The 18,547-nt window shown below is 67.5% G+C and carries 18 protein-coding genes; 4 read left to right on the top strand and 14 right to left on the bottom strand.

Annotated elements, in window-relative coordinates; genetic code table 11:
• Positions 1-33: 33 nt before the first annotated feature.
• The 3 genes from ACVWWN_RS20440 to metH all read right to left on the bottom strand — a co-directional run bounded on the left by ACVWWN_RS20440 (position 34) and on the right by metH (position 5,974).
• Positions 34-1,491 (bottom strand): sugar porter family MFS transporter, encoded by a 1,458-nt coding sequence (locus ACVWWN_RS20440; RefSeq protein WP_457145468.1) that lies wholly within the window; start codon positions 1,489-1,491, stop codon positions 34-36.
• 57 nt (positions 1,492-1,548) lie between these two features.
• Positions 1,549-2,229: an HAD family hydrolase gene (locus ACVWWN_RS20435; RefSeq protein WP_457145467.1), complete on the bottom strand. Its 681-nt coding sequence runs from the start codon at positions 2,227-2,229 to the stop codon at positions 1,549-1,551.
• Between the two features lie 157 nt (positions 2,230-2,386).
• Positions 2,387-5,974 carry a methionine synthase gene (gene metH, locus ACVWWN_RS20430; protein ID WP_457145466.1) on the bottom strand — a complete coding sequence of 1,196 codons (3,588 nt, stop codon included), beginning with the start codon at positions 5,972-5,974 and terminating at the stop codon, positions 2,387-2,389.
• Positions 5,975-6,055: 81 nt separating this feature from the next.
• Here metH and ACVWWN_RS20425 point away from each other — a divergent pair, with 81 nt between their 5' ends.
• The gene (locus ACVWWN_RS20425) at positions 6,056-6,946 is read left to right on the top strand and encodes a PAC2 family protein (protein ID WP_457145465.1); all 891 of its coding nucleotides are present in this window, start codon (positions 6,056-6,058) and stop codon (positions 6,944-6,946) included.
• Here the strand turns inward: ACVWWN_RS20425 and ACVWWN_RS20420 are convergent.
• The 10 genes from ACVWWN_RS20420 to ACVWWN_RS20375 all read right to left on the bottom strand — a co-directional run bounded on the left by ACVWWN_RS20420 (position 6,943) and on the right by ACVWWN_RS20375 (position 15,611).
• Complete coding sequence (locus ACVWWN_RS20420) at positions 6,943-8,376, bottom strand: DUF1254 domain-containing protein (protein WP_457145464.1); 1,434 nt, start codon at positions 8,374-8,376, stop codon at positions 6,943-6,945. The two genes, ACVWWN_RS20425 and ACVWWN_RS20420, sit on opposite strands and share 4 nt — an antisense overlap.
• On the bottom strand, positions 8,373-9,248 hold the full coding sequence (locus ACVWWN_RS20415) for an SDR family oxidoreductase (RefSeq protein WP_457145463.1): 876 nt from the start codon (positions 9,246-9,248) through the stop codon (positions 8,373-8,375). Before ACVWWN_RS20415 ends, ACVWWN_RS20420 begins: the two co-directional genes overlap by 4 nt.
• Positions 9,249-9,293: 45 nt before the next feature.
• Positions 9,294-10,103 (bottom strand): arginase family protein, encoded by an 810-nt coding sequence (locus ACVWWN_RS20410; RefSeq protein WP_457145462.1) that lies wholly within the window; start codon positions 10,101-10,103, stop codon positions 9,294-9,296.
• A 2-nt stretch (positions 10,104-10,105) separates the two neighbouring features.
• The gene (mshC, locus tag ACVWWN_RS20405) at positions 10,106-11,344 is read right to left on the bottom strand and encodes a cysteine--1-D-myo-inosityl 2-amino-2-deoxy-alpha-D-glucopyranoside ligase (RefSeq protein WP_457145461.1); all 1,239 of its coding nucleotides are present in this window, start codon (positions 11,342-11,344) and stop codon (positions 10,106-10,108) included.
• Between the two features lie 91 nt (positions 11,345-11,435).
• Positions 11,436-12,236, bottom strand: a complete 801-nt coding sequence (locus tag ACVWWN_RS20400) for a 3'(2'),5'-bisphosphate nucleotidase CysQ (protein ID WP_457149209.1) — start codon at positions 12,234-12,236, stop codon at positions 11,436-11,438.
• Entirely contained in the window at positions 12,236-13,072 is an 837-nt protein-coding gene (locus tag ACVWWN_RS20395; RefSeq protein WP_457145460.1) for an SCO1664 family protein, read from the bottom strand. The genes ACVWWN_RS20400 and ACVWWN_RS20395 overlap by 1 nt, the downstream gene beginning before the upstream one ends.
• Positions 13,056-13,643, bottom strand: coding sequence for a DUF3090 domain-containing protein (locus tag ACVWWN_RS20390; protein WP_457145459.1), 588 nt, complete (start codon positions 13,641-13,643; stop codon positions 13,056-13,058). The genes ACVWWN_RS20395 and ACVWWN_RS20390 overlap by 17 nt, the downstream gene beginning before the upstream one ends.
• A 67-nt stretch (positions 13,644-13,710) precedes the next feature.
• Positions 13,711-14,427, bottom strand: a complete 717-nt coding sequence (locus tag ACVWWN_RS20385; protein WP_457145458.1) for a histidine phosphatase family protein — start codon at positions 14,425-14,427, stop codon at positions 13,711-13,713.
• Positions 14,424-15,254, bottom strand: a complete 831-nt coding sequence (locus ACVWWN_RS20380; RefSeq protein ID WP_457149208.1) for an undecaprenyl-diphosphate phosphatase — start codon at positions 15,252-15,254, stop codon at positions 14,424-14,426. Before ACVWWN_RS20380 ends, ACVWWN_RS20385 begins: the two co-directional genes overlap by 4 nt.
• Positions 15,255-15,299: 45 nt before the next feature.
• Positions 15,300-15,611 carry a hypothetical protein gene (locus tag ACVWWN_RS20375; protein ID WP_457145457.1) on the bottom strand — a complete coding sequence of 104 codons (312 nt, stop codon included), beginning with the start codon at positions 15,609-15,611 and terminating at the stop codon, positions 15,300-15,302.
• Positions 15,612-15,731: 120 nt separating this feature from the next.
• Between ACVWWN_RS20375 and ACVWWN_RS20370 the strand changes: the two genes are divergently transcribed.
• From ACVWWN_RS20370 to ACVWWN_RS20360, 3 genes are read left to right on the top strand one after another with little or no spacing between them, the layout of a single operon-like run.
• On the top strand, positions 15,732-16,769 hold the full coding sequence (locus ACVWWN_RS20370; protein WP_457145456.1) for a hypothetical protein: 1,038 nt from the start codon (positions 15,732-15,734) through the stop codon (positions 16,767-16,769).
• Positions 16,766-17,017: a DUF5703 family protein gene (locus tag ACVWWN_RS20365; protein WP_457145455.1), complete on the top strand. Its 252-nt coding sequence runs from the start codon at positions 16,766-16,768 to the stop codon at positions 17,015-17,017. The genes ACVWWN_RS20370 and ACVWWN_RS20365 overlap by 4 nt, the downstream gene beginning before the upstream one ends.
• On the top strand, positions 17,017-18,078 hold the full coding sequence (locus ACVWWN_RS20360) for a quinone-dependent dihydroorotate dehydrogenase (RefSeq protein ID WP_457145454.1): 1,062 nt from the start codon (positions 17,017-17,019) through the stop codon (positions 18,076-18,078). Before ACVWWN_RS20365 ends, ACVWWN_RS20360 begins: the two co-directional genes overlap by 1 nt.
• Here ACVWWN_RS20360 and ACVWWN_RS20355 read toward each other — a convergent pair.
• Positions 18,075-18,536 (bottom strand): nitroreductase family deazaflavin-dependent oxidoreductase, encoded by a 462-nt coding sequence (locus tag ACVWWN_RS20355; RefSeq protein WP_457145453.1) that lies wholly within the window; start codon positions 18,534-18,536, stop codon positions 18,075-18,077. The genes ACVWWN_RS20360 and ACVWWN_RS20355 overlap by 4 nt on opposite strands.
• Positions 18,537-18,547: the final 11 nt, after the last annotated feature.

Here is an 18,547-nt window from a genome sequence, read left to right as displayed (position 1 = left end):
CGCCGGTCACGCGGGTTTACCGCCGGGAGCGGATCAGTGCGGTGTAGGCAGGTGGTGGGCTTCGCGGTGCATGTCCTCCAGGTGTTTGCCCTTGGTCTCCTCGACCCACCGCCAGACGAAGATGAGCGACAACACCGCGCAGACGGCGTAGAAGCCGTAGGCCAGGCTGAGAGACAACTCGCCCAGCTTGGGGAACGATACCGTGATCAAGCAGTTGGCGATCCATTGCGCCGCGGCGGCCAGCCCGAGCGCCGCGGCACGGATGCGGTTCGGGAACATCTCACCCAGCAGCACCCACACCACCGGACCCCATGACATGCCGAACGCCACCACGAACAGGTTGGCGGCGACCAACGCGATCGGTCCGGCGGCGCCCTCAAGGTGCGGTTGGCCGTCGATCACCGGGGCCGTGCCGAAGATCACCGCCATCGTGCCCAGCGTGACGGCCATGCCGATCGAGCCGACCAGCAGCAGCGGCTTGCGGCCGACCTTGTCGATCAGCGCGATCGCGATGAGCGTGGTGGCGATGTTCGTCACCGAGGTGATCACGGTGATGATGAACGACTGGCTCTCGTCGAATCCGACCGCCTCCCACAGCACATTGCTGTAGTAGAAGATCACGTTGATGCCGACGAACTGCTGGAAGACCGACAGGCCGACACCGACCCAGACGATTCCGTAGATTCCGCCGGTCGGCTTGCGCAGATCCATCCACGACGGCGGCTTCTCGGACTTGAGCGACTCCTGGATACGTGTGATGGTCAGCTCCAGGTTCTTTTCGCCCAGCAGCATCGAGAGCACCTTGCGCGCCTCTGGAATGCGGTATGTGGCAACGAGATAGCGCGGCGACTCGGGAATCGTGAATGCCAGTGCGCCGTACACGACGGCAGGCACCGCCATGATGAGGAACATCCAGCGCCAGGCTTCCATGCCCAACCACAGCTCCCCGCGCGACCCGCCGGCCAGATGCGCCAGCAGCGCGTCGATCGCCAGCGATACGAAGATGCCGGTCACGATCGCCAGCTGTTGAAGCGAACCCAGCCGGCCACGGATGCGCGGCGGGGACGTCTCGGCGATGTAGGCGGGGGCGATCACCGAGGCCACCCCGACGCCGATGCCTCCGACGACACGGAACAATCCGAAGACCCAGACATTGGGCGCCAGGCCGGTGAAGATCGCGCTGATCAAGAACAGCAGCGCGGCGATCTTCATGACAGAAAGCCGGCCGATCTTGTCTGCGAGCCGTCCGGCCATCACGGCACCGACCGCCGCGCCTAGCAGCGCCGCCGCGACCGCGACACCGACCGTGAAGCTACCGATTTTGAAGTGGTCCTGAACAGCCGATACCGCCCCGTTGATCACCGCGCTGTCGTAACCGAACAGCAAGCCGCCCAAAGCGGCAACCGAGGCTATTCGGACAACGCGGCCACTGTGTTCGGTGTCCTCGTAGTCGATCCCGGATGCTGAATCACCGACGGGTCCGTGAGTCATGTGACGCCCTTCCGCAGCATTGCGTGACGAGGATCACATTCAATCACAAGCGTGCAGTCAGGCGGTGCGTTCTCCGAACTGCGTGAGTTCTGCGTGGACACGCCTCAGGTCGGCCGATGACACGTCGGCCAGCGAAGTGATGTGGTGTCGCCGCGGACCGTGCGGCACCGCTACGTCGTTGGGCACCACCAGCACCGGGCATCCCGCGGCCTCGGCCGCCGCCGTGCCGGTCACCGAGTCCTCGATGGCCAGACATGCCGATGGGGCCAACTCCAGCAACTCTGCCGCCCGCCGGTAGACATCCGGGGCGGGTTTGCCGGTCGGAACCTCGTCGCCGCACACCGTCGCCGAAAAAAACTGTCGACCGATGCTGTTCAAAGCCCGATCGGTGAGCGCGCGTCTGGTATTGGTAACGAGCGCCATCGGAGTTCCTTCGGAGGCAAGCGCTTCGAGCAGTTCCCGGGCGCCGTCGCACCACGGCAGTCCCTGTTCGAACAGCACTCCCGTGTAGTCGTGCAGCCATCGGTCGGACCCGGCCATCGAGACGGGGTCCAGCGCCAGCCCCAGATCGGTGTAGATCGTCCGGATGGTGTCCTCTGCGGAGCCGCCGACCAGCGCGGCGCGGACCTCTCGGCTCAGCTCGCCACCGAGCTCCCGGTACAGCGCCGCCAGTGAGATGTCCCAGAGTTTTTCGGAGTCGACGAGGGTGCCATCCATATCGAACAGCACCGCTTTCACGTCCGCGATTGTGTCATGGCCGTGTCGCAGCGCGAAAATCATGACGATGCTCGTGACCGGCGCCACAGGCAATATCGGTCGGCGCGTCGATCACCTGATCGATCTGGGCGGCGTCGGCGCCGCGCCCCTGGCAACAGGAGGCCGATGACCGCCCGGCCTAGGTGTTGAAGTACTTGGCCTCGGGGTGGTGCAGCACGAACGCGTCGGTGGACTGTTCGGGGTGCAGCTGCAGCTCCTCGGACAGCGTGACACCGATCCGGCCGGGCTCCAGCAGCTTCACCATCTTCGCGCGATCGTCGAGATTCGGGCAGGCGCCGTAACCGAATGAGAACCGGGCACCGCGATAGCCGAGCTTGAAATAGTCCTCGACGGCCTCGGGATCCTCGGCCGCCATGGCGTGGTCGGCGAACCTCAGCTCCTCGCGAATGCGCTTGTGCCAATACTCGGCCAGCGCCTCGGTCAGCTGCACGCCGATGCCGTGGACCTCGAGATAGTCGCGGTAGGAGTCGGACGCAAAGAGCTCATTGGCGAAATCGGCGATCGGCTGACCCATCGTCACAAGCTGGAACGGCCAGACATCCACCTCGTCGCGTTCCGCGGCCAGCTCGCGCGAGCGGATGAAGTCGGCGATGCACAGGAACCGGTCGCGCTGCTGGCGCGGGAACGTGAACCGGAATCGTTCGGAGGCATCCGGTTTCGGCTCGGTGAGAACGACGACGTCGTCCCCTTCCGACACCGCGGGGAAGTATCCGTAGACCACGGCCGCGTGGGCCAGGATGCCGTCGGTGGACAACCGGTCCAGCCAGTACCGAAGGCGCGGCCGGCCGTCCGTCTCCACCAGTTCCTCGTACGACGGACCCTCGCCGCCACGGACCCCGCGCAGCCCCCACTGCCCGAGGAACAGTGCGCGTTCATCGAGCAACCCGGTGTAGTCCGCCGTGGCCACGCCCTTGACGATCCGGCTGCCCCAGAACGGTGCCACCGGCACCTCGACATCGGCGGCGACGTCCGACCGCGCCGGCACCTCGATCGGCTTCTCGTTGGCTCTGCGTTCAGCAGCAATGCGTTTCGACCGCTCGTGCCGGGCCTTGCGCTCGGCCTCCTTCTCGCGCGCCGCGACGGCCTCCGGACTGTCGGTGTCGACCGCGCCGCCGCGCTTGGTGGTCATGATGGTGTCCATCAGTCGCAGACCCTCGAACGCGTCGCGGGCGTAGTGCACGTCGCCTTGGTAGATGTCGGCGAGATCGTTCTCGACGTAGCCGCGGGTCAACGCCGCCCCGCCGAGCAGCACCGGGAACTTCTCGGCAACGCCGCGGGTGTTCATCTCCTGCAGGTTTTCCTTCATCACCACCGTCGACTTCACCAGCAGCCCCGACATCCCGACCACGTCGGCGCTCTTGTCCTCGGCCACTTCGAGAATCGTGTTGATGGGCTGCTTGATGCCGATGTTGACGACCTCGTAGCCGTTGTTGGTCAAGATGATGTCGACCAGGTTCTTGCCGATGTCGTGCACGTCGCCCTTGACGGTGGCGAGCACGATGCGACCCTTGCCCGCGTCGTCCTCGGCCTTCTCCATGTGGGGTTCCAGATAGGCCACTGCGGTTTTCATCACCTCGGCCGACTGCAGCACGAACGGCAGCTGCATCTGGCCGGAGCCGAACAGTTCGCCGACGGTCTTCATGCCCGCCAGCAGGTCCTCGTTGATGATGGACAGCGGCGGCTTCTCGGCCATGGCCTCGTCGAGATCGGCCTCCAGTCCGTTGCGCTCACCATCGACGATGCGCCGCGCAAGCCGTTCCAGCAGCGGCAGTTTGGCCAGCTCCGCCGCCCGCGACTCCTTCGACGAGGCCGCCGAAACACCCTCGAACATCCCCATCAGTTCCTGAAGGGGGTCATAACCGTCGCGACGACGGTCGTAAACGAGGTCGAGAGCGACCTCGCGCTGCTTGTCGTCGATGCGGTTCATCGGCAGGATCTTGCTGGCGTGCACGATCGCCGAATCCAGTCCGGCCTCCCGGCACTCGTGCAGGAACACCGAGTTGAGCACCTGGCGAGCAGCAGGATTCAGGCCGAACGAGATGTTCGACAGCCCGAGCGTGGTCTGTACGTCGGGGTGTTTCTGCTTGAGCAACCGAATGGCCTCGATGGTCTCGAGGCCATCCTTGCGGGACTCCTCCTGACCGGTGCAGATGGTGAACGTCAGGGTGTCGATCAGGATCGAGGACTCGTCGACCCCCCAGTTCCCGGTGATGTCGGCGATCAGCCGCTCGGCGATCTCGACCTTCTTGTCCCTGGTGCGGGCCTGGCCCTCCTCGTCGATCGTCAGCGCGACGACCGCGGCGCCGTGTTCGGCGACCAGTTCCATCGTCTTGTGGAACCGCGACTCGGGTCCGTCGCCGTCCTCATAGTTGACCGAGTTGATCGCGCACCGGCCGCCGAGATGCTCCAGACCGGCCCTCAGCACCGGGGTTTCGGTGGAGTCGAGCATGATCGGCAGCGTCGATGCGGTGGCCAGCCGGCTCGCCAGCGCGTTCATGTCGGCCACGCCGTCGCGGCCCACGTAGTCGACGCACAGATCCAGCAGGTGCGCGCCGTCGCGGGTCTGGTCCTTTGCGATGTCGAGGCACTTCTGCCAATCCTCGGCGATCATCGCCTCACGAAAAGCTTTGGAGCCGTTCGCGTTGGTGCGTTCACCGATCATCAGCACCGAGGCGTCCTGGTGGAACGGCACGGCGGTGTACAGCGATGACACCGACGGTTCGTGGGTGACGGCGCGGTCGGGGCGGTTGCGCTCCGCATTGATCCTCTGAATGGCGTCGGCCACCTGCCGGATATGTGCCGGCGTGGTGCCGCAGCAGCCACCGACCAGCGACAGGCCGTAGTCGGTGACGAAGCCCGCGAGCGCCTCGGCCAGTTCGTCGGGCTGCAGCGGATATTCTGCGCCGTTGGCCCCGAGTACCGGCAGTCCGGCGTTGGGCATCACCGACACCGGAATGCCCGCGTGCCTGGACAGATGCCGCAGGTGCTCGCTCATCTCGGCAGGTCCGGTCGCGCAGTTCAACCCGATCACGTCGACGCCCAGCGGTTCGACCGCCGTCAACGCCGCACCGATCTCGCTGCCCAGCAGCATGGTGCCGGTGGTCTCGACCGTGACGTGCGCGATCACCGGGATGTGGCGGCCGAACTCGGCCATCGCCCGGCGCGACCCGAGCACCGCGGCCTTCAGCTGGAGCAGATCCTGGCAGGTCTCGACGAGGACGGCGTCCGCGCCGCCCTCGAGCATGCCCAGCGCGGCCTCGGCGTAGGCGTCGCGGATCAGCGCGTACTCGGTGTGCCCGAGCGTCGGCAGCTTCGTGCCGGGCCCCATCGACCCCAGCACGTAGCGCTTGCGGTCGGGAGTGCTGATCTCGTCGGCGACCCGCCGGGCGATCGCGGTGCCTCTGTGGGACAGATCACGGATCCGATCCGCGATGTCGTAGTCGCCCAGGTTGGACAGGTTGCAGCCGAACGTGTTCGTCTCGACCGCGTCGGCGCCTGCCTCGAAGTAGTTGCGGTGGATCGTCTCGATCACGTCGGGCCGCGTGTCGTTGAGGATCTCGTTGCAGCCCTCGAGATTGTTGAAGTCATCGAGGGTCAGATCGGCGGCCTGCAGCTGGGTCCCCATCGCGCCATCGCCCACCATGACACGCTTCGACAGGGTGTCGAGAACGTCGGTGTCGTATGCGCGGTCGTCGGCAGCAGTCACAACGACAGGGTAATCGGTCCGGGGCCCAGACCCGTGTGGCGATGGGGGTCAGTGGGGTCAGGCAGGGCTTACGCTGGCGTAGTGACCCCGTCAAGCGGCTCATCGCGGGCCGGTCCAGACATGCCAGAACTGCGCGACACGATCGTCGTCGCCGCCTTCGAGGGCTGGAATGACGCCGGCGACGCCGCCAGTGATGCGCTCGAACACCTCGACGCGATCTGGGAGGCCGAGACGATCGTGGAGATCGACGACGAGGCGTACTACGACTACCAGGTCAACAGGCCGGTGATCCGTCAGGTCGACGGCGTCACGCGCGAGCTTGTCTGGCCGTCGATGCGGATCTCGCACTGCCGCCCGCCCGGCGCCGATCGCGACATCGTGCTGATGCACGGCGTGGAGCCCAATATGCGCTGGCGGACGTTCTGCGCCGAACTGCTGGCCATCGCGGACAAGCTCAACGTGCACACCGTTGTCATCCTGGGCGCGCTGCTGGCCGACACCCCGCACACCAGGCCGGTGCCGGTGTCGGGTGCGGCGTACTCCCCCGACTCGGCGAAGACGTTCGGGCTGGAAGAGACGCGCTACGAGGGCCCGACCGGCATCGCGGGGGTGTTTCAGGACGCCTGTGTCCAGGCCGGCATCCCGGCCGTGACGTTCTGGGCGGCCGTACCGCACTATGTGTCGCAGCCCCCGAACCCCAAGGCCACGGTGGCGCTGCTGCGCCGCGTCGAGGATGTGCTCGACATCGAGGTGCCGCTGGCCGACCTGCCGACGCAGGCCGAGGACTGGGAGCAGGCCGTCACCGAGATGACCGCCGAGGACGACGAGATCGCCGAGTACGTGCAGTCGCTCGAACAGCGCGGCGATGCCGAGGTCGACATGAACGAGGCGCTCGGAAAGATCGACGGCGACGCGCTGGCCGCCGAGTTCGAGCGCTATCTGCGCCGCCGCGGCCCCGGCTTCCGCGGCTAGACCTTTTCCGGTTTGGGTGCCTTCCACACGCCGTTGAGCGCGTCGGGCTTGGGCCAGTACAGCCGCAGCACGAGGACGAACGGCCCCTTCGGCGCGGGCAGCCAGTTGGACTCCTTGTCGATGCCCGGCGACTGGTTCTGGATGGAGAAGGTGTAGCCGCCGTCGGGGTCGGGGACCAGGCTCGTCAGCATCGGCGAATTGATCAGATAACGATTCATCGGGTTGGCGACCAGCAGGCTCTGCGGCAGCTCGTACATGGTCAGTGACCAGAACGCGTTGACCGGCGGGAGCTGATCCTTTGCGAAGTGGTACGTGTAGTTGTTCGCCCCGGTCAGCGGCGCGCCGGTCGAATCGGCGAACGATGACGGGTAGATCGCCTCCGCGGCGGTGTTGCCGTAGATCCCGAGCACCGCACCGGCCATCCGGTACAGGTAATTGCCCTTCAGGTCCGCCGCCGTGCCGAAGAAATCGGCAGGGTTGACCTCATCGGTGTCGACCTTGTCCTTCTTGAATGTGTCGAACTCGGCCCAGGCGTCGGCCATCCCGCCCTCGATGGCGGTGCGCATCTCGGGGGTCAGCTTGTCGGCGTCGAAGTTGCCGTCCGGGCCGATGCCGATGGTCGCGAACTTGTCGCGAAGTTCCTTCTCGTCGGGCAGGACGGGAGCGAAACGCATCGCGAAGCCGAGGATCTCGAAGAACTGCGGTGAGGTCTTCTGCTGGTCGGGTGTCAACGGTGGCGCGAAGTCGATCGGTGGTGCGGGTGCAGGCGGGGGCTGGTTCAGATACACCGACAGCGGTGCGACCTGGTAGCCGGCCTGGATCTTCTTGACCTCGTCGATGTCCGAGGGCCCGACCAGCTGGGTGCGGTACAGGACGAAGGCCAGGTCGGTGTCCGAGCGGATGACCTCGTTGATGCCCTCGGGTTTGTCGCCCTTCCAATTCGGTCCGGCGAGAAGGTATTTCCCGCCGCCGTTGCCGGTGGTTCGGCTGCCGACGTAGGCGAAGTTGTTGGTGTAGCCGTTGACGAACTGCAGCGAGTAGTACCGGTCCTGCTGGATCGGCGGGACGGTGAGCACCAACGGTTCCGCACGCAGGTCGGCGCCGACCACCGAGTAGGGGGTGTCGGAGTTCGGCGTCTGGATCACCTTGTCCTCGGGCGTGTACACCCGTGCCGTGTTGTGGATCTCGTTCCAGCCGCCCTTGTACTCGGGATCTTCCTTGTTGACGAAGTAGGCGTACTGGACCCGGTAGTTGTCCACCATCGGGAAGCCGTATATGTAGGCCTCCTTGGCGATCTCCCGGGCCTGTTCGGGCGAGACGGTGGCGGCAGGAGGCGGCGAAGACGACGTTTCGGCCTGGTCCGCGCCCTTACCACTGCAGCCGGCCAGCAGCGCGACGATCGCCAGGATCACGCCGATCCGGCGGATCAATGGTTTTCCAGGCTGTCGATCCGGGCGCTCATGGACCGGCCTTGGGCAGCGATTTCCGCGTCCATCTGCGGCAGCAGTTCCGGGACCGACCTCTGCGTGGCGGCCTCACCGATGCGGGTCGACAACAACGGCTTGATCCACCGCAACATTCCGACCCAGCCAGGGCAGTTGATTTGGCGCTTGCGGTCCTCGATGCCCGTGATGAAGGCCTCACCGCACTCTTCGACGGAGGTGGTTTTGCTCAACGGACCCGGCAGCCTTCTGATCATCTCCTGGACGGCCGGAAGCGACTTGCTCTCGCGGACCAGAGGCGTGTCGATCCACATCATGTGCGCGGAGCCGACCTCGACGCCGTGGTGGGCGACCTCCAGCCGCAACGCGTTGGCGAATTGCTCGACACCCGCCTTCGTCAGGTTGTACGCCGCCCCGCCCGGCAATGGCGCGTAGGCCGCGGCCGAGGACACGACCACGACATAGCCACGCCGTTCGACGATCGACGGCAGGGCCGCCCGCACGGTGTGGAACACCCCCAGCGCGTTGACATCGAGGATCGTCTTGAACGCCGCCGGATCCACGCTCAGCACCGAGCCGTAGATCGAGATACCCGCGTTGGCGACCACGATGTCGATGCCGCCGAACCGCTGGATGCCGGCGTCGACGGCGGCCTGCATGGCGGCCAGATCGCGCACGTCCGCGACGGCGGTGAGGACCCGGTCTTCGCCGAGTCGGGCCGCGACGTCGCTGAGCAGCGACTCATCCAGGTCGGTGAGAATCAGTCTGGCACCCTTGCCGTGCAGGCGGCGGGCCACTTCGGCGCCGATGCCGTTCGCGCCGCCCGTGATCAGCGCGACTTTTCCGTTCACAGAACCCATGGCGGTCAACGTACTCCATCGGGCGGAACCGCTCGACCGCTCGAGTCAGCCTTCGACCAGCGGCGACAGCGCGTCCAGCATTGGTCGCGGGTTACCCGGGTCCCCGGTGTCCGCCCACGTCGCCTCGAACTCGGCGACCTCGATTCCGACGACCTTGTTGGTCGCCAATCGTTCTGCCACGCCGGCTAATTCGTCAAATGTCAACCCGTTCGGGACGCGGTAATCCGTGGGCACCAGCCCCGGCTCCAGCACATCGCAGTCGAGATGGAAGTACACGGGACGGTCCCCTACCGCGGCGTCGAGCTCCTGCAGCATGTCCGGGCCGACGGGGACATGTCGGACAACGCCCTCGTGGATGAGGCGGCGTTCGGGCGGATCGAGATCGCGGGCGCCGCCCAGCACCACGTTCGCCGGGTCGACCCCTGACCCGAGCCCGGAGTCCCACAAACCCATCGGGCCGGACAGCGCGAGGCCGCCGATGAACCCGGTCGAGCTCGATTCGGGCGTATTGATATCGCCGTGGGCGTCGAACCAGACCACCAGCGCTTCCGGGTGATATCGGGCCACCACAGGCAAAGTCGCCAGCGCAACGGCGCAGCGGGTCAGCGCACTGACCGGCGTGTGCCCGGCGGCGTAGATGTCGTCGTACCGGCGCGACATCGCCGTCAGCGCCGGCGCGGCAGCGATCAGCTCCGCGCGCCAGTCGGTGCTCAGCGGTGCCTGCGGCGCGCCGACGGTGGCCGCCGCCGCGCCGAGACGGCGTTCCCACTCCGCGGCGATGACCGCGGCACCACCGAAACCGCGATCGTTGTGGTCGCCGGCGCGGCCCTGGAAGACGGTGAGGGTGAGGGGCATCGCTACAGCTTGATCCCCAGCAAGGCATCGACCGCGGTGGCGACCAGCGCCGGCGCCTCGGTGTCGTGCCCGCCGTATTCCAGCGCGTCGGTGGTCCAGCCATCCAGTGCGGCAAGGGCTTTGGGCGTGTCCAGATCATCGGCCAGATAGCGGCGCACGCGCGCCAGCACATCGGTCGCATCAGGTCCGGCAAGCTGCGACGTCGCGGCGCGCCATCGCTGCAGGCGCGTGGTCGCCTGCTCGAGCACCTGGTCACTCCAGTATCGGTCGGCCCGGTAGTGGTCGGCGAGCAGACCGAGCCGGACCGCGGACGAGTCGACGCCCTCGGCCCGCAACCGCGACACCAGCACCAGATTGCCGCGGCTCTTCGACATCTTGTGCCCGTCCCAGCCGATCATGCCGGCGTGCACGTAGTGGCGCGCGAATCGCCGCTCCCCCGTGACCGATTCGGCGTGGGCAGCGGAGAACTCGTGGTGCGGGAAGATCAGGTCGCTGCCCCCGCCCTGGATGTCGAGGCCGGTGCCGATGCGGCTGAGCGCGATCGCCGCGCATTCGACGTGCCACCCGGGCCTGCCGGGTCCGAACGGCGACGGCCAGCTCGGCTCGCCCGGCCGCTCCGCGCGCCACATCAGCGCGTCCAACTCGTCGCTCTTGCCGGCGCGGTGCGGGTCGCCACCCCGCTCGGAGAACAGCTCGAGCATGGTGTCGCGGTCATAGCCGGATTCGTACCCGAACTGTGCGGTGGCATCGGCACGGAAGTACACGTCGGGATATTCCGGGTCGTCGACGACGTAGGCGGCGCCGGACGCCAGCATTTTCTCGACGACCTCGACCACTTCCTCGATGGCGTCGGTCGCGGCCACGTAGTCGTGCGGCGGCAGGACGCGCAGTGCCGCCATGTCCTCGCGGAACAAGGCGGTCTCACGGTCGGCCAGTTCGCGCCAGCCGATACCGTCGCGCGCCGCGCGCTCGAACAGGGGATCGTCGACGTCGGTGACGTTCTGCACGTAGTGCACGCGGTGGCCGGAATCCAGCCACAGGCGATGCACCAGGTCGAACGCCAGATACGTGGCGGCGTGACCCAGGTGGGTGGCGTCGTACGGGGTGATGCCGCAGACGTACATGGTCGCCGTCTCGCCCGCGGCGACGGGGCGTATCTGGCGGTCGGCGCTGTCGTAGAGCCGCAGTTGCGGGCCGCGTCCGGGCAACTCCGGGACGCTTGGTGCCGGCCACGATTGCATAGCGTCGACTCTAAGGTGTGCGCTCAGGACGGCCTCCGATGGTGTGTGGCTTCCCACGTGACCTACAACCGCGGCGGCCGATCCATTCCCGTCACCGGCCGCGGTATGCCGACCAGATCCCCTCGAGCAGCACATCGGCCAGCTCGGCGCGGCACATCAGGAAGTCCGGCAGGTAGGGATCGCGCCGGTTGTAGATCAACGGTGAACCGTCCAGCCGGGACGCGTGCAGACCGGCGGCGCGCACCACACCTGCCGGGGCCGCCGAATCCCACTCCCACTGACCGCCCGCGTGAAGGTACGCGTCGACGTCGCCGCGGACCACGGCCATCGCCTTGGCGCCGGCCGAGCCGATCCGCACCAGCTCGATGTCCATCATGTCGCGAAGCCGCCACAGCACCGCCGGCGGCCGATTTGCACTCGCGGTGACGCGAATCGGCCCTTCGGTGCGCGGTGGCGGCGGCTTCACGGTGTCGGTCCGGTACACCTCCCCACGCGCCGGCAGCGCGACCGCCGCATCGGTGATGCCGCCGTCGGGCCCGTTCAGGCCGAGCGCCGCGGGCCCGTCCGCGCCGGCCCGCTGCCAGAGGGCGATGTGCACGGCCCAGTCTTCCCGGCCCCGCAGGGAGAACTCGTGCGTCCCGTCCACCGGGTCGACGATCCAGACGCGGTCGGCGTGCACGCGGGAGAGGGTGTCGACGGCCTCCTCGGACAGCACCGCATCATCGGGCCGATCCCGGTGCAAGCGGTCCAGGATCAGCGTGTTGGCCCGCTTGTCACCCGCGTCGCCGAGCTCGTACGGATCATAGAAGCCGACCTCTTCACGCACCTGGAGCAGGAGCTTTCCGGCGTCGACCGCCACGTCGGCGGCCAGCGCCGCATCGGTCAGCCCCATCAGAACGCGGGCCACGGGATCGGGCGACGACGGTCCGGAGTCGGCATCACCGGATTACTCAACAGCGCAAGGACTCTGGCGTGCAGCGCGTCGACCTCGCGGGCGGTGATGTGTTCACACAACCGGTCGCCCAGTTCGCCGCGCAGGGAGTCGCGCAGTCCGGCCACCGCCTCGAGCGTCTCATCGTCGACGGGCTTGCCCGCCCATCCCCACAGCACGGTGCGCAGTTTGTCCTCGACGTGCAGACTCACGCCGTGGTCGACGCCGTAGACCTGCCCGTCGACTCCGGAGAGGATATGTCCGCCCTTGCGGTCGGCGTTGTTGATCAATACGTCGAAAACCGCCATCCGCCGCAGTCGCGCATCGTCGGCGTGCACCAGGGTGACCTCGTCGCCGGCGTAGTCGTAGGCCTGCAGGATCGGCAGGAAGCCCTCCGGCACGTGGCCGGCCGGCAGCAGGTCGACAAGATCCGGGCCCGCCGTCGGCTCGTCACCGACCTCGTCGCCGGGTTGGTCCACCCACAGCTGCAGCATGCCGCGCCCGGCCGGTCCATCGCGAATAATCGTGTACGGCACGATATTCCAGCCCAGTGCGGACGACACCAGATAAGCGCTGCGCTCTCGACCGGCCAGGGTGCCGTCGGGGAAATCCCACAGCGGCGCCTCCCCCGCAATGGGCTTGTACACGCAATGTGCTTGGCGCTCACCGAGATGCGCCTCGCAGAGAAAGGTGGCGTTGCTCGCCGAGCGGATCCGTCCGATGACGGTCAGCTCGCCGTTTCGGCACACCTCGTCGAGGTCATCGGAGTCTGGGCCCTCGTTATTCGTCGGCGTCATCGTCCGACCCGGCAAGGGCCCCTCGCCGGTAGCCGTTGGTGCGCACACAGATGTGGCCCTCCGGGTCGAGCGGCTCGTCGCACAGCGGGCAGGGCGGCCGGCCCGCGGAGATCACCCGGTTGGAGCGCGTCGCGAACTGACGGGCCGACTCCGGCGTCAGGAAGACCCGCACCGCATCAGGTCCCTCCTCAGCGTCGTCGAGCACCACCGACGCGTCGAACTCGGTTTCGGAGACCGCGAGCAGTTCGACGACCACCGTCTGCGCCTCGGAGTCCCAGCCCAGGCCCATCGTCCCGACCCGGAACTCCGCATCGACCGGTGTGATCAACGGGCTCAGGTCATCGATATCGGCCGTCTCGGGCGGGATCGGGGTGCCGAACCGGCGGTTGATCTCCAGCAGCAGCGCGGCGATCCGCTCCGCAAGCACCGCGACCTGCTGCTTCTCCAGGATGACCGAGATCACGCGCTTGTCGTGAACGGCCTGCAGGTAGAACGTCCGGTTTCCGGGTTGCCCGACGGTCCCGGCCACGAAGCGGTCGGGTGTGCGGAAGACGTGGATTGCGCGGGACATGGCAAGTTCCAAAATACCGGCTACAGCACCCCAGCCGTAATTCCACGGCGTCCGGCATCCGGTGGTGTCAATCCGTCGAGCCACCGACGACGGCATCTTCGGGGGGCACCTGACCGTCGGAACTGCCGGCCTGCTCCTCGGGCTTGGGCGGCTTGGCCAGCAGTCCGGCGGTCAGCTGATCCCCGGTGTGGTTGACATGGATGACGAAGGGGCGCAGCGCGGTGTAGCGGATGACACTCATCGATGCCGGATCGGCGGTGATGCGCTGGAAGCTGTCGAGATGCGCGCCGAGCGCGTCGGCGACCACCGCCTTGATCACGTCGCCGTGCGTACAGGCAACCCACAGCGCGTCGCCCTCGTGAAGTTCGGCGAGACGCCGGTCGTGCTCGCGCACCGCGGCGACGGCGCGCGCCTGCACCTGGGCGAGCCCCTCCCCGTCAGGGAACACCGCGGCGCTGGGCTGCTGCTGCACCACCGCCCACAGCGGCTCTTTGACCAGATCGCCGATCTTGCTGCCGGTCCAGGTGCCGTAGTCCACCTCAGCGATCCGCTCGTCGACCACCGGGTCGAGGCCGAGCGCCGCCGCCAGCGGTTCCACGGTTTGACGGCAGCGCAGCAGCGGCGAGCGCACGATGGCGCGGATCGGCAGCGAGCCGAGCCGCCCGACGACGGCCTCCGCCTGCTCGCGGCCCTTGTCGTCGAGCTCGACGCCCTCGGTGCGGCCGGCCAGCGTGTGCGCGGTATTGGACGTCGATCTGCCGTGCCGCAACAGGATCACCGTCATACCGCCGCCACCACCCCGGCGCCCAGGAGGACCAGGACCACGGCGCCCAGCAGCACGCGGTAACCCACGAACCAGTACATGCTGTGCCGGACCAGGAACCGGAGGAACCATGCGACGGCGGCCAATCCCACCACGAACGCGATTATCGTCGCCACCAACAGCTGAGCGCCGCTGGCGCTCATCCCCTCGCCCACCGGATGGAACGCGTCGGGCAGCGAGAACAGGCCCGAGGCGAACACCGCCGGGATGGCCAGCAGGAAGCCGAAGCGTGCGGCGAGCTCGCGATCGATCCCGAGGAACAGACCCGCACTGATCGTGGCGCCGGACCGCGAGACGCCCGGCACCAGAGCCAGACACTGGGCCAGCCCGACGATGATGCTGTCCTTCCAGGTGAGGTCTTGCGCGTGCCGGGTCTGCCTGCCGAAGTACTCCGCGGCCGCGATGACCGCGGAGAAAACGATCAACGCGGACGCGATCAGCCAGAGATTCCTTGCGCCCGTTCGGATCTCGTCCTTGAAGAGCAGGCCGAGCACACCAATCGGAATGGTGCCGAAGATGACGTACCAGCCCATCCAGTAATCGGTGGTGCGGTGTGCGGCCACGAAGAGCCCGTTGAACCAGGCCTTGACGATGCGGCCGATGTCACGGGCGAAGTACAGCAGCACCGCGAACTCGGTGCCGAGCTGGGTCACCGCTGTGAACGACGCACCCGCATCGTCGGCGAAGAACACCCGGGACACTATCGCGAGGTGGCCGGATGACGACACGGGCAGAAATTCGGTGAGCCCCTGCACTACCGAGAGAACGATCACCTGCCACCACGACATCGCCGGCACGTCCGTCACGACGACGACCGTACCGTGGCGTCGTTGCTACCGCCCCGCGCGTGGCACAGGCTGCGCCGCGGCGACCGCGTCGCGCACCGCGGCACTCACGCTTCGCTCGTCGGTCACGTCGATATCGGTGAGCTTGCGACTGGCGGTGGCGACGACGTCCTCCTCGTGCGGGACGGGTCCGTCCAGCCGCGGCCGGTAGATCTCGACGACGAGCATCCGGTGCTCGATATGGAAGGAAAAACTGCGGCCGTCACCAACCTGGCCAAACCCACTGGCGTGTACACCTGTGATGATGTCCTCTAAGGCAAACTCGTCATTCCCCAATTCCCGGTCTGCGGCGAGGGTCATGACCGAACCATACCGCCGGGATACCCGCCGAGCGGGCCGGACGTGGCCGATTTGCGCGGGGGCCATTGCCTACACTTGCCTTTCGATATCCATCCCATTCGCACGACCGAGAGCTACCCCTTGCCGCCCCGTCTAAACCCGCCGGCCACACGGTTTCGCTTTTTGGCCGTTACGCTGGCAATTCTGGCTATTTCGGGCTGCTCGAACAAGGCCGCCGACGCCCCGCCGCCGACGATCGCTCCGGCCGAGGCGGCGGTGTCGCCCGCGGTGACGTCGGCCCCCGACGGGGTGGTCCTTCCGCTGGCCGGCAAAGCCCAGGCCGCGGTGCTCGATGCGGCCACCGGCGCGCTGGTGGTGCTGAGTCCGGGGCCTGGCCGAAACTCGCTGGTCACCATGCTTGTGGCGGCCCGTCCGGACCGGGTGGTGCCGCTGCCCGGCGCGGCAACGGCGCTCGTCGGCGACGGTAGGGGCGGCGCATTCGTCTCGACCCGCGGCGGATACTTCCGGATCGACCTCGCCGCGGGCACCGCCACCCGGATCGATGTGCAGGGTCAGCAATCCACCGACTTCACCGCGATCGCCCGCCGCGCCGACGGGCGGGTCGTGCTGGGCAGCGCCGACGGCGCCGTGTACACGCTGAGCTCCGATAACGCCGTCGGGGCCCGGCTGAAGATCTTCGCGCGGGTGGATGCGCTTGTCACCCAAGGTAATACCACGGTGGTGCTGGACCGTGGCCAGACCTCGGTGACGACCATCGACGCCGACGGCACCGATGCGCAACACGCGCTTCGGGCCGGCGAGGGGGCGACCACCATGGCGGCCGATTCGGCGGGCCGGGTGCTGGTCGCCGATACGCGCGGCAACGGACTGCTGGTGTTCGGCGCCGATCCCCTCATCCTGCGACAGCACGCGCCCTCACCGGACGCCCCGTACGGCCTGGTCGGCTCCTCGCGGCTGGCATGGGTGTCGCAGACGGCAGGCAACACCGTCGTTGGATACGATCTGTCGACCGGCATCCCCGTCGAGAAGGTGCGTTATCGAACCGTGCAGCAACCGAACTCTCTGGCCTTCGACGAAGCGTCTGGCACCCTGTATGTGGTGTCAGGTTCGGGAGCGGGTGTTCAGGTGATTGCCGATGCGGCGGTGAAGAAACCTTGACTGCCATCCATCGCGGCCGGATGCCGGAGGGCTGGGATCACGACCTCAGCGACGAATATGAGTGGATACCGCTGCGACTGCCGCCCGACCTGACCCGGATCAGTGCGTCGACCCGCCTGTCCATCGAGGCGGAGTACCGCGGCTGGGAGCTCACCCGGGTACGCCTGTACACCGACGGTAGCCGGCGAGTCTTGTTGCGCCGCAAGAAAACCGCCGCTGACAGGCTGCCGGATCAACCCGGATTGTGATGTATCGCGCGCTGCGGCGGGCGCTGTTTCTGCTGCCTCCCGAACGTATCCATACCTGGGTTTTCGCGCTTCTGCGCGCAGTCACCGTGCCGCGCCCGCTGCGACGGGCGCTGTCCCGGTGGCTGGCGCCGACGGATCCGGTGCTGGCCATCACGGTGTTCGGGGTGCGCTTCGCCGGCCCGCTGGGGCTGGCTGCCGGTTTCGACAAGGACGGCCGGGGCGTGCACGCCTGGGGTGCGCTGGGGTTCGGATTCGCCGAGGTCGGGACGGTCACCGCCCAAGCACAGCCGGGCAATCCGGCGCCGCGGATGTTCCGGCTGCCGGACGACCGTGCGCTGCTCAACCGGATGGGCTTCAACAACCACGGCGCCGGTGACCTGGCGGTGCGGCTGGCCGGGCAGAGCCCGGATGTGCCTATCGGGGTGAACATCGGCAAGACGAAGACCACGCCGCCCGATGCGGCCGTCGACGACTACGCCGAAAGCGCCCGGCTGGTCGGTCCGCTGGCGACGTTCCTGGTCGTCAACGTCAGCTCGCCGAACACTCCGGGGCTGCGTGACCTGCAGGCCGTGGAGTCGCTGCGGCCGATCCTGGCCGCGGTACGGGCCGCGACGATCAAACCGGTGCTCGTCAAGATCGCTCCCGACCTCTCCGATGCCGATGTCGACGACATCGCAGATCTGGCAGTTGATTTGGGCTTGGCAGGCATCGTCGCGACCAATACGACGGTGTCCCGCGACGGGCTGGTGACCGCCGGCGTCGAGGAACTCGGTCCCGGCGGGATCTCCGGCCCGCCCGTCGCCCGGCGGTCGGCCGAGGTGTTGCGCCGGCTGTACCGGCGCGTCGGTGACCGATTGGCGCTGATCAGCGTCGGCGGCATCGAAACCGGCGACGACGCCTGGGACCGCATCACTTCGGGCGCCTCGCTGCTGCAGGCCTACACCGGCTTCGTGTACGGCGGCGGGCTGTGGGCCAAGCACATTCACGACGACCTGGCCCGTCGCCTGCACGAGGGCGGCTTCACCTCCCTGGCCGACGCGGTCGGCTCGGCAGCAGGCTAGGACTCCAGGTCGAGCCTGACCATCGGCAACTGCAGATCCGGTGCGTCCAGGGCGGCCGACATGGAAGCTCGCAAGATGCGCCAAGGGCGCGGATGGCGACGGGCATACCGTTCGAGTGTCGCCTCGGTGGCCTCGGCAGACATCGGCGTGGCCCGCGCCGGAACGTTACACCGGGTGCCAACGCTGACAAGCACATTCGGGTTGGCGACCACGTTGCGATACCACTGCGAACGCTCCCCGAAGCCGGACACGATCACGTACTGGTCGGCCGCGGGGCGGTCGACAACCTCGAGTACCGCATACCGTCGAACCCCGCTGTTACGGCCGATGTGCGCCAGTAGCAGCATGCGCTGACCGAATACCACACCCAGCCGGAGCCGGTACAGGCCGACGGGCGCCCGGACGATCCAGCGCACGGCCAGCACACGGCCCAAGAGGGCGGCTGCGGTCGAAGCCAAGGCCGGCAGCC

Source organism: Mycobacterium sp. URHB0021, assembly GCF_054057895.1.
This window is presented reverse-complemented; position numbering and strand designations above follow the sequence as displayed.

What these genes read in the sequence shown, in the direction of transcription:
- ACVWWN_RS20390 (WP_457145459.1), bottom strand. Translation starts at nt 13,643, where the DNA reads ATGTCCCGCGCAATCCACGTCTTCCGCACACCCGACCGCTTCGTGGCC.
- ACVWWN_RS20375 (WP_457145457.1), bottom strand. Translation starts at nt 15,611, where the DNA reads ATGACCCTCGCCGCAGACCGGGAATTGGGGAATGACGAGTTTGCCTTA.
- ACVWWN_RS20380 (WP_457149208.1), bottom strand. Translation starts at nt 15,254, where the DNA reads ATGTCGTGGTGGCAGGTGATCGTTCTCTCGGTAGTGCAGGGGCTCACC.
- ACVWWN_RS20410 (WP_457145462.1), bottom strand. Translation starts at nt 10,103, where the DNA reads ATGCCCCTCACCCTCACCGTCTTCCAGGGCCGCGCCGGCGACCACAAC.
- ACVWWN_RS20385 (WP_457145458.1), bottom strand. Translation starts at nt 14,427, where the DNA reads ATGACGGTGATCCTGTTGCGGCACGGCAGATCGACGTCCAATACCGCG.
- ACVWWN_RS20415 (WP_457145463.1), bottom strand. Translation starts at nt 9,248, where the DNA reads ATGGGTTCTGTGAACGGAAAAGTCGCGCTGATCACGGGCGGCGCGAAC.
- ACVWWN_RS20400 (WP_457149209.1), bottom strand. Translation starts at nt 12,236, where the DNA reads ATGGGGCTGACCGATGCGGCGCTGGCCGCCGACGTGGCGGTCGACGCC.
- ACVWWN_RS20360 (WP_457145454.1), top strand. Translation starts at nt 17,017, where the DNA reads ATGTATCGCGCGCTGCGGCGGGCGCTGTTTCTGCTGCCTCCCGAACGT.
- ACVWWN_RS20440 (WP_457145468.1), bottom strand. Translation starts at nt 1,491, where the DNA reads ATGACTCACGGACCCGTCGGTGATTCAGCATCCGGGATCGACTACGAG.
- ACVWWN_RS20395 (WP_457145460.1), bottom strand. Translation starts at nt 13,072, where the DNA reads ATGACGCCGACGAATAACGAGGGCCCAGACTCCGATGACCTCGACGAG.
- mshC (WP_457145461.1), bottom strand. Translation starts at nt 11,344, where the DNA reads ATGCAATCGTGGCCGGCACCAAGCGTCCCGGAGTTGCCCGGACGCGGC.